The 9,859-nt window shown below is 63.6% G+C and carries 10 protein-coding genes and 1 tRNA gene; 5 read left to right on the top strand and 6 right to left on the bottom strand.

Annotated features, from left to right (window positions below):
* Positions 1–170: 170 nt before the first annotated feature.
* A tRNA-Ser gene (locus tag DFS21_RS03925) sits at positions 171–260 on the bottom strand.
* Positions 261–550: 290 nt separating this feature from the next.
* Here DFS21_RS03925 and DFS21_RS03920 point away from each other — a divergent pair.
* The 3 genes from DFS21_RS03920 to DFS21_RS03910 all read left to right on the top strand — a co-directional run bounded on the left by DFS21_RS03920 (position 551) and on the right by DFS21_RS03910 (position 3,191).
* On the top strand, positions 551–1,240 hold the full coding sequence (locus tag DFS21_RS03920; RefSeq protein ID WP_110698132.1) for a crotonase/enoyl-CoA hydratase family protein: 690 nt from the start codon (positions 551–553) through the stop codon (positions 1,238–1,240).
* 184 nt (positions 1,241–1,424) lie between these two features.
* Positions 1,425–2,144 carry a 1-acyl-sn-glycerol-3-phosphate acyltransferase gene (locus DFS21_RS03915; protein WP_111531878.1) on the top strand — a complete coding sequence of 240 codons (720 nt, stop codon included), beginning with the start codon at positions 1,425–1,427 and terminating at the stop codon, positions 2,142–2,144.
* A 75-nt stretch (positions 2,145–2,219) separates the two neighbouring features.
* Entirely contained in the window at positions 2,220–3,191 is a 972-nt protein-coding gene (locus DFS21_RS03910) for a magnesium and cobalt transport protein CorA (RefSeq protein WP_110698128.1), read from the top strand.
* Between the two features lie 124 nt (positions 3,192–3,315).
* On the opposite strand, the gene DFS21_RS03905 is transcribed toward DFS21_RS03910, so the two are convergent.
* A complete protein-coding gene (locus DFS21_RS03905; RefSeq protein ID WP_110698126.1) occupies positions 3,316–4,041 on the bottom strand; it encodes an amidotransferase in 726 nt (241 codons plus the stop codon).
* Positions 4,042–4,569: 528 nt separating this feature from the next.
* Between DFS21_RS03905 and DFS21_RS03900 the strand changes: the two genes are divergently transcribed.
* Positions 4,570–5,373 carry a cytochrome c gene (locus DFS21_RS03900; RefSeq protein ID WP_110698124.1) on the top strand — a complete coding sequence of 268 codons (804 nt, stop codon included), beginning with the start codon at positions 4,570–4,572 and terminating at the stop codon, positions 5,371–5,373.
* A 20-nt stretch (positions 5,374–5,393) separates the two neighbouring features.
* Here the strand turns inward: DFS21_RS03900 and DFS21_RS03895 are convergent, their stop codons facing one another.
* The 4 genes from DFS21_RS03895 to DFS21_RS03880 all read right to left on the bottom strand — a co-directional run bounded on the left by DFS21_RS03895 (position 5,394) and on the right by DFS21_RS03880 (position 8,747).
* On the bottom strand, positions 5,394–5,726 hold the full coding sequence (locus tag DFS21_RS03895) for a ribonuclease E inhibitor RraB (RefSeq protein WP_102684201.1): 333 nt from the start codon (positions 5,724–5,726) through the stop codon (positions 5,394–5,396).
* Between the two features lie 185 nt (positions 5,727–5,911).
* Positions 5,912–6,148: a hypothetical protein gene (locus tag DFS21_RS03890; protein WP_102684200.1), complete on the bottom strand. Its 237-nt coding sequence runs from the start codon at positions 6,146–6,148 to the stop codon at positions 5,912–5,914.
* 145 nt (positions 6,149–6,293) lie between these two features.
* Positions 6,294–8,369 (bottom strand): LTA synthase family protein, encoded by a 2,076-nt coding sequence (locus DFS21_RS03885; RefSeq protein WP_110698122.1) that lies wholly within the window; start codon positions 8,367–8,369, stop codon positions 6,294–6,296.
* 186 nt (positions 8,370–8,555) lie between these two features.
* Positions 8,556–8,747: a PLDc N-terminal domain-containing protein gene (locus DFS21_RS03880; protein ID WP_023629733.1), complete on the bottom strand. Its 192-nt coding sequence runs from the start codon at positions 8,745–8,747 to the stop codon at positions 8,556–8,558.
* A 127-nt stretch (positions 8,748–8,874) separates the two neighbouring features.
* Here DFS21_RS03880 and DFS21_RS03875 point away from each other — a divergent pair, with 127 nt between their 5' ends.
* Positions 8,875–9,813, top strand: a complete 939-nt coding sequence (locus DFS21_RS03875; protein ID WP_178081993.1) for a ZIP family metal transporter — start codon at positions 8,875–8,877, stop codon at positions 9,811–9,813.
* The last annotated feature ends 46 nt before the right edge of the window (positions 9,814–9,859 follow it).

Genomic DNA, 9,859 nt, shown 5'->3' with positions numbered 1-9,859 from the left:
GCTCTAGGGCACCGCCGGCTTGCAGTCTGCCATCCACCGCTCTCACCCCTTCAGTCTAAGAGCCTTTCAAGACACAAGCCGGCTTGCCGGCGATGCGATCGCACAGGTAAAAACAAAGCGACAAACAAAAAGCCCCCGAACCTTTCGATTCGGGGGCTTCTCGTAGAATGTGGCGGTGAAGAAGGGATTTGAACCCTTGATACGATTTCTCGTATACACACTTTCCAGGCGTGCTCCTTCGACCACTCGGACACTTCACCGTTTTCTCTTCAAGCTATTCAGCCTGTCGAGGCGCGCTAATTTAGTAGAAGAGCTTTTACTTGGCAAGCATTTTTTTCAGAATTTTCATGCGCTTAAGGCAATCGGCCGAAAACTCTGGCCAATCAGGGCAATGCTGCCATTGTACCCAGCGCTTTTCCCCACCCGCTCAGCGCTGCCCAGATGGCGCAAGGCACGGCGGCGCGGCGCTGACCGACCAGTCAGCCTTGGTGCTTTACCTGGCCGGCGCCGCTGGGTAACGTCGTCGCCACGCCATCCAAAGGACTCTGCCATGAGCGAGCTGATTACCTACCACGCCGAAGACGGCATCGCCACCCTGACCCTGAACAACGGCAAGGTCAATGCCATCTCCCCGGATGTGATCAAAGCCTTCAACGCCGCGCTCGATCGCGCCGTCGAGGAACGCGCGGTGGTGATCATCACCGGCCAGCCGGGCATTCTCTCCGGCGGCTACGACCTCAAGGTGATGACCGCCGGCCCCAAGGAGGCCGTGGGCCTGGTCACCGCCGGCTCCACCCTGGCCCGGCGCCTGCTGTCGCACCCTTTCCCGGTGATCGTCGCCTGCCCCGGCAATGCCGTGGCCAAGGGCGCCTTCCTGCTGCTGTCGGGCGACTACCGCATCGGTGTCGAAGGCCCCTACAAGATCTGCCTGAACGAAGTGCAGATCGGCATGACCATGCACCACGCCGGTATCGAGCTTGCCCGTGACCGCCTCGGCCGTGCGGCATTCCAGCGCTCGGTGAACAATGCCGAAGTGTTCGACCCGCAGGGTGCCCGGGAAGCCGGCTTCCTCGACAAGGTGGTGCCAGCTGAAAAGCTGCACGAAACCGCCCTGGCCGCCGCCCGCGAAATGAAGAAGCTGAACATGCTGGCGCACAAGAACACCAAGCTGAAGGTGCGCAAGGGCCTGCTGGAGGCGCTGGACGAGGCGATCCTGGCGGACCAGAACCACCTGGGCTGAGTCCATCCAGGGATTTTCCTCACAGGACTTTGCGGGAGCGGGCTTGCCCGGCGATGCGATCACCCAAGGTGACGCCATCGCGGGGCAAGCCCGCTCCCACTTGACCTCCCACGCTACAGCAACGTTTGCCCCCACCAGTGCACACCCGTACACTGCGCCGCGACTGTCCGGTGTGAGTCGTACCATGCTTTATATGCTCCGCATGCTCCTGTTGGCGCTGCACTTTCTGCTCGTGGGTGTCGTCGGCCTGGTGATTGGCCTGCTGCGCCCGTTCAATCCCGACAACAGCCGCCTGTTCGCCCGCCTGTACAGCGTACCGACCGCCTGGTTGCTGCGCATCAAGGTCAAGGCCGAGGTCGGCCCGCTGTGGGACCAGCCCCCCGGCTGCGTGATCATCGCCAACCACCAGTCCAACTATGACCTGTTCATCCTCGGCCAGGTCGTGCCGCGCCGCACCGTGGCCATCGGCAAGAAGAGCCTGGGCTGGATCCCGCTATTCGGCCAGCTGTTCTGGCTGGGCGGCAATGTGCTGGTCGACCGCAAGAACGCCTATCAGGCTCGCAAGGCCATGCAGACCACCACCCGGACCCTGCGCGACGATACTTCGATCTGGATCTTCCCCGAGGGCACGCGCAACCCCGGCGAACAGTTGCTGGCGTTCAAGAAAGGCGCTTTCCACATGGCGATCGAGGCCGGCGTGCCGATCGTGCCGGTATGCGTCAGCCGCTACACCAGGCGCCTGAGCCTGAACAGCTGGCGCCAGCGCACGGTGGTCATCCGCTCGCTGGCCCCCATCGCCACCGCGGGCCTGACCCAACAGGACCTGCCCGCGCTGATCGAACAGTGCCGCAGCCAGATGCAGCATTGCATCGACCATATGGAAAGCGAGCTCACCGCGCCCTGATCGGCGTGCGGACTTGCCCCGTGCCGCTACACAGCCCAAGCTGTGTAGCGTGTTCAATCGGATAAGCGGACAACCATGGGTCGAGTCGTCGCATCGGCGGTGTACAGCGCCGGCAGGAAGGTCACCAACATCAGCCTCGACGAGGGCGCGCAATGGGCGCGCAAGCCCGGGCACTTCGTCTGGATCGGCCTGGAAGAGCCCAACGCCGAGGAACTGGCCAACCTGCAGCGCCAGTTCGGCCTGCACGAGCTGGCCATCGAGGACGCCCTGGAGAAACACAGCCGGCCAAAGCTGGAGACCTTCGGCGATGCCCTGTTCATCGTCACCTACTCGCCGGTGCGCCACGAGGGAAAGCTCGAGTTTATCGAGACGCATATTTTCGCCGGCAACGGCTACATCATCACCTGCCGCAACGGCCACTCGAAGTCCTACGCCCTGGTGCGCCAGCGCTGCGAGGCGCGCCCCTTGCTGCTTGAGCACGGCGAGGACTTCGTGCTCTACGCCCTGCTGGATTTCGTCACCGAAAACTACCAGCCGGTGAGCGAGGCCATCCACGGCGAGATCGAGGAGCTGGAGCAGAGCGTGCTCAGCAACTCGCTCAAGGAAGAAGACATCCAGCGCCTGCACAGCCTGCGCCGCGACATCCTGCGCCTGCGCCGCTACGTGGCGCCGATGGTGGAGGTCAGCGAAGAGCTGCAGCGCCTGAGCTTCCCGTTCATCGACAAGAACATGCGCCCCTATTTTCGCGACGTGCAGATCCATGTCACGCGGCAGATGGAAGACCTGGCCGGGATCCGCGACATTGCCAGCCAGACCATCGAGATCGGCATGCTGCTGGAGTCCTCACGCCAGAGCATCACTCAGCGCAAGTTCGCCGCCTGGGCGGCGATCCTGGCGTTTCCCACAGCGGTCGCCGGGATCTACGGGATGAACTTCGAGAACATGCCGGAGCTGGCATGGCGCTACGGCTACTTCGGCGTGCTGGGGGTGATCGCCCTGGGCTGTTCGGGGCTGTATTACAGCTTCAAGCGTTCGGGCTGGTTGTAACGCCAATCAGCGTGGGAGCGGCGGTTCGCCGCTGCGACTTGTCCCGCGATCACCGGCGAAGCCGGTGCCATACATCGCATCGCGGGGCAAGCCCGCTCCCACGCGACCTCAGTCAACGAGGATCTCAGATCGCGCGACTACCGGGCTGCTGGACGAAGCGCAGCATCCACTCGCCCACCAGATCCCCCTGGTGCTCGGTGGCAAGGCTGGCCACCGCCTTGGCATAGACTTCGTCGCCCAGCGAGGCCTGACGTGCGTCGAGCAAGGCTCGGGAATAGTCGTGGACGAACTCCGGGTGGCCCTGGAAGCACAACACCTGGTCACGGATATGGTAGGCGGCGTTGGGGCAGAAATCGCTCGAGGCGATCACCGTGGCCCCTTCGGGCAGCTCGGTGACCTGGTCCTGGTGGCTGATCAGCAGGGTCAGCTCGGACACCTGCGGGTCCATCCACGGCGCATGGGCCGCCAGGCTGTAGCGGTGGATGCCCACGCCCCAGCCCTTGTCGGCGCGCTCGGCCTTGCCGCCGAGGGTCAACGCCAACAATTGGTGACCGAAACACACCCCCAGCAACTTCTCGCCCCGCTCATACAGCTTGAGCAGGTAGGCCTTGAGCGTCTGGATCCACGGATCATCGCCGAACGAGTCGGCCTTGCTGCCGGTCACCAGGTAGGCATCGAAAGTCCGCTCAGCCGGCGGATAGTCGCCGTTCATCACGTTGTACACATCAAACTCGGCGGCGATCGGCTGGCGTGAAAACAGCTGCTCGAACATCCTTCCGTAGCCCTGGTACTGCGCGATCAACTCCGGCCGCAGGACATCGGTTTCAAGGATGCAGATGCGTAACGACATAGCGGTAGTCCTGAACGACATGTGGGTGGGATTTGCTGTAGAGACTGACGCGAAAGGGCTACACAAGCAAGTAGGATGTCCAGACGAACGGTAGGCCCTGTAACCCTTGGTAACCCTTGCCGCGCACTCGTCTAGCGTCAGCGTGTCAGCGGGGTGGCCAGTGGCCTTAAAGCCATGAGGAATCGACATGATATTTTTTAGAGCGAAGGGTTCTGAAACAGGGATGACGCGGGCCCTAGTGTTGGTTGTATATCCACAAACACGCGGCAAGCAGTGAAGGCGTTCGATCACGCCACTGCGATCGACCCGAAGCCAGACAAGGAAGCCAAGGGTTATTCAGGAATAACAACAAGAAGGCGGTCCGCCATGTTCAGACAATCCAAAGTACGCCAAGCCGGGCTCATACTCTTCGCCACGACCCTGCTGCTGATCCTGCCCAACCTCACCCGGTTGTTCGGTTGATCGCGGCAGTGGCCTTTTCCGACCGTGCATGGGTAACCTGCCGACCTTGATGGTTGGAGATAACCCATGCGCCTGTGCCTTACCCTGCTCTGCTTGCTGATTCCGCTGCCAGCGGCGGCCGCGCAACTGACCCTCGAACTGGGTAACGGCAGCCGGCACTGGCAGAGCGAGCAACTGCTCACCCATCCCCAGGCGCGGGACGTCACTATTGAACAGGACGTTGCCTACAAGCGCACCATGCATTACCGCGCCGTACCGCTGGCAGCATTGCTCGAGGGCGTGAAACCGAGTGACCACTTGCAGGCGGTGGCCCTCGACGGCTTCGCTGCAGAAATGCCCGCCGGCCCGCTGTTGCAGCCAGGCCCGGCACAAGCCTGGCTGGCCATCGAGGACAACGCCCAGCCTTGGCCGCCACTGGGCCAGGGCAAGCCGGGAGCCGGGCCGTTCTATCTGGTGTGGACCCAACCCGAGCAGAGCGGCATCCGCCCGGAGCAATGGCCGTTTCAGATCGCCAGCATTCGCAGCCTGGCACCGGTCGAGGCGCGCTTCCCCGCCCTGTTGCCCGCCCCAGCGCTACCCGATGCGGATCCGGTGCGCCAGGGTTTTGCCCTGTTCCAGCAGAATTGCCTGGCCTGCCACCGCCTCAATGGCGCTGGCGATGCGCACCTGGGCCCTGACCTGAACCTGCCGCACAACCCTACCGAATACTTTCAGCCGGCATTCCTGCGCCAATATCTTCGTGATCCGCAGAGCCTGCGGCACTGGCCGCAGGCCAAGATGCCCGGATTCTCCACCCAGGTGCTGAGCGATCAGGAACTCGATGCATTGCTGGCATACCTGAAACATATGGCCGGGCGCAAACAACGGTAGGGCGCGCGGGGCCGCATTGCCTAGGCAATCGGCCGTTCCTGCTTGACGCCCCACCCCTCGACCTCGCCGCCATGGGGTGACACGAGCCGTTCGAAGGCCTGCTCGAAAGCGCCGATGCCGCCATGGGTGGCGTACATCACCTTGCTCAGCTCAAGGTGCCAGGCACCATCATCGCGCTCGCTCACCTGGGCGCTGAGCGACTCGCCACGGAACTGCACCGCCGCCCGGCGCGCGGCGGCCTCGTCGGGAAACACGGCATAGAACTCGATGGGATGGATGCGGGTGAAATCGAAACCGCCAGCTTTCATCTGGCGCAGGACATTGCTGCTGACGTCGTCGTATTGGCTGCTCATGAAACGTCCTCCTGCAAAGCAATGGATAGACTTTCAGTGCACAAGGCACCTGCCTGGCAAGCGTGCCATGCCTGGCAATTCGAGCTGATGCAAGACGCGAGTGGAATCGACGCGGACCCGCAGATTTGGCCGGCGCCTGTCTCCAGCGTAGTGCCTGTGCAGGCACTGCGCCAGAGCGAGGCGGCTCAGGGTAGCTGGCGAATGGTGGTGATGGTCACGCCGCTCTGCTCCTTGAGCCAGCGTGCCGTGGGGGAAAAGCTGCGGTCCTGGAAGTCATTGAGGTCAAGCTCATCCATGAGCGGGAACAAACTCGAACGGATGGCGCGTGCGGCGTCTTCCTCGCTGGGGCATTGCTCGGCGTTGAGCAGCAGCGTCTTAAGCTCGCCCTTCTGGTCGGCAAAGCTGACTTCCCATGCTTTCATCGATCAGCCCTCGCTGGCACAACGGTGGATTGAACTGCGTACTAGCTTGACCATGGCACAGCGGCAAATGTTCAGCCGCATGCATGAAACCGCATGAAAAAAGCCCGCCGGTCAACGGCGGGCTTCCTGAGACCACTGGGCGCTGCTACTTCGGCGTGCCGTGAACGACACCGGCGGTATTGTCCAGCAGGCTCTTGGTTGCCGTCTGGATGTAGGCCTCGAGTTTCTTGAGCATTTCCGGCTGGTCGGGGCTGTCGATCAGCTCGGCCTTGAACTCGCGGCCCAGCTGGTAGCGGTACATCCGCGGGGTCATGTCCTTGGACTCGATGAGAATGCGGTCGCCCTGCACCAGGCCGACGATCTGCTCGCTGCCCGACGGCTTGATCATGCCCACGCCCTGGTCGCCCTCAGGCAGGTTGAGCAGGTCGCGCCCCCAGCACTGATGGCGGGCCTGGCCACCGAGACGGCCCATGATGGTCGGCACGATGTCGACCTGGGTGCCCACGGTATGGTTGACCGCGCCGAACTTCTCCTGGATGCCTGGGGCGATCAGCAGCAGCGGCACGTTGAAGCGGCCCAGGTCCAGCTCGGTGACCTGCTGGTGGTTGCCGAAGCCGTGGTCGCCGACGATGACGAACAGGGTGTCCTTGAAGTACGGCTCCTTGCGCGCCTTCTCGAAGAACTGGCCCAGCGCCCAGTCGGAGTAGCGCATGGCGGTCAGGTGCTCGTCCAGGCGGCCCTGCCCGGTGACCTTCTCCACCGGCAGGTCCTTGGGCAAGGCGTACGGGGTGTGGTTGGAGAGGGTCTGCAGCAGCGCGTAGATCGGCTTCTTGCCGTCATGCTTGGCCAGCTCTTCGTTGCCGCGGTCGAACATGTCCTGGTCGGACACGCCCCAGGTCGGGTCGGAGAACACCGGGTCGACGAAGTCGTTGCGGCCGATGAAGGTGGTCATGCCCTGGTTGCCGAAGAATCCGGACTGGTTGTCCCAGGCGAAGTCGCCGTTGTAGACGTAGACGTCGTCATAGTCGCGGGCACTGAGCAGCGCCGGCAGGCCGGACAGCTTGTGGCCGCCTTCCGGGGTCTGCATCAGGTATTCGAAGCCCGGCAGGTTGGGGAAGCAGGCCATGGTGGCGAACATGCCCTGGTGGGTATGGGTGCCGTTGGAGAAGAAGCGGTCGAACAGCAGGCCCTCCTTGGCCAGCTTGTCGAAGTACGGGGTGATGTTGTTCGGGCTGCCCAGGGCACCGACCGAGTGGCCGGCGAAGCTTTCCATGAGGATCACCACGACGTTCTTGACCCCCAGCGTGTTCGCCGCGGGCGGCACGAAGTCACGGCGGATCGCGGCCTCGTCGGCATCGACCAGGGTGTCGTTGGCGGTCAGCAGCTGCTCGCGCACGGTCTGGGTGGCCAGCGGTTGGTCAAGTACGGGCTTCCAGATATTGGAGCGGTCCTCGCCAAAGCGGCTCTTGGCGGCATCGATCAGGGTCAGGGTGCCGTTCAGGCCCAGTTGGTTGACGAAGTTGGAGTCGGTGGTGAAGGCATCACCCCAGCGCATTGGCGGCCCCTGGCGCAGGGTACCGCGGGCGGCGACCACGGCCACCAGCAGGACCACCATGAACACCGCCAGGCGACCGTACCAGGGCGCCAGCTTGCGGCTGCCCGACAGCTGGGCGCTGCTGTTGCCGCGGGTCAACCGGTCGATGCCCTTGAACAGCAGGCTCAGCAGCCAGGTGCCGACCAGCCAGGCCAGCAGGTAGCGGACCACCGGGAAACCGTACCAGAGCATGCTCATGACGGTCTTGGGGTCTTCCTTGATGTACTGGAACACCAGGCCGTTCAGGCGCTGGTGGAACTCGCGGTAGAAGTCCATCTCCATCAGGCCGAGGAACATCACCACGCTCGAGGCGATGGTCAGCCAGAAGCGGAACAGGCCACGCCGGGCCATCAGCCAGGGGCTGAGCAGCGCCAGCAGCAACGGAATGCTGATGTACACCACCACGCGCAGGTCGAAGCGCAAGCCGTTGAAGAAGCCTTCGGCGACGGTGGAGTACGGCGTGTCGCCGATCATGTCGCTGTTGTAGGCCAACAGCGCCAGGCGCACCAGGCTGAGCATCAGCATGATCACCAGGCCACTGAGCAACGTGTAGGCCAGGTGGGATTTCAGGGTCGGCGAGAACGAGCCTCGCACGCCCTGTTGCTTCAAGGCGTCCGTGTTAGCCATGAATGGAGAGGTCCTAGGATTGCGGTTTGCGGGAAGGCGAAAGCGCCAATAGCCTGGTGGTCTGGACCTCGTGGGCAAGGTGAGACCAAGGCCGCATTGTGCGGCGCGGATTTTCAGAAATCGAGTGTGAAAATTTTGTCGAGAGTAGACTGCCCTTACAAAGTTACACAGTTGGGACGTGAGGTTTCAGATCCGCACATTGCCCCGCGGCCCGGCGATCGCCCAGATGATCAGCCCCAGCACTGGCAATAGCAGGATCAGCAGGATCCAGAGCACCTTGATCCCTACCTCGGCGCCGCTCTTGAGCACATTGAGAATGGCCCAGATGTCCAGGGCCAGGATGATCAGGCCGACCAGGCTGTTGAAGGTAGACCCCATGGTGCCGCTCCTGCACGGTGTGTGTGCTGCAGAGCATAGCTGGCTATGGCCCCTATAGAAGGGAATCCTTGGTCGGGAATGCCGGTCAGTGGATAGACTGCTGTTATCCACTGCCCTCGAGGTTCGCATGCCCCCCGCCCACACTCAAAGCGCCGCCCCTGACTCCCTGCTCAGCGCCTGGCGGCAACAGGCCCTGCAGACACCCTGGCTCAGCGCCGGCCTGGTGCTGAGCCTGCTGGCCATCAGCGCATTGCTGCTGGCCAGCATCTGGAACGCGGTCAACGGCGACCATGCCGACCACCTGCACCTGGCAGTGCTCGGCGGCCTGTCCGGTTTCGGCGCCACCGCCCTGGGCGCGGTGCTGGCGGTGATCCTGCGTGACGTCAGCGCGCGCACCCAGGACGTAATGCTCGGCTTCGCCGCCGGCATGATGCTCGCCGCCAGTTCGTTTTCGCTGATCCTCCCCGGCCTGGACGCCGCCCGCGAGATCACCGGTAACGGCCCCGCGGCGGCCTTCACCGTGGTGCTGGGCATGGGCCTTGGGGTGCTGCTGATGCTGGGCCTGGACCGGTTCACTCCGCACGAGCATGAAAGCACCGGCCCCTGTGGCCCGCAGGCCGAGCGGGTGAGCCGGGTGTGGCTGTTCGTGCTGGCGATCACCCTGCACAACCTGCCCGAGGGCATGGCCATCGGCGTGAGTTTCGCCAATGGCGACATGGCCATCGGCCTGCCGCTGACCAGCGCCATCGCCATCCAGGACATCCCCGAAGGCCTGGCCGTGGCCCTGGCCCTGCGCGCCACGGGGCTGTCGAACTTCAAGGCGATGATGGTGGCGATCGGCTCGGGATTGATGGAGCCGCTGGGCGCGGTGATCGGCCTGGGCATTTCCACCGGCTTCGCCCTGGCCTACCCGATCAGCATGGGCCTGGCGGCGGGGGCGATGATCTTCGTGGTGTCCCACGAGGTGATCCCGGAAACCCACCGCAACGGGCATCAGACCGCAGCAACGCTGGGACTGATGGGCGGCTTCGCGGTGATGATGTTCCTCGATACCGCGCTGGGTTGACGGGCCGGTCGCGGAGCCCTTTCCTACGGGCTCCGCGACGGCAGCG

The organism is Pseudomonas sp. 2848, from assembly GCF_003253945.1.
GTDB lineage: Bacteria > Pseudomonadota > Gammaproteobacteria > Pseudomonadales > Pseudomonadaceae > Aquipseudomonas.
This window is presented reverse-complemented; position numbering and strand designations above follow the sequence as displayed.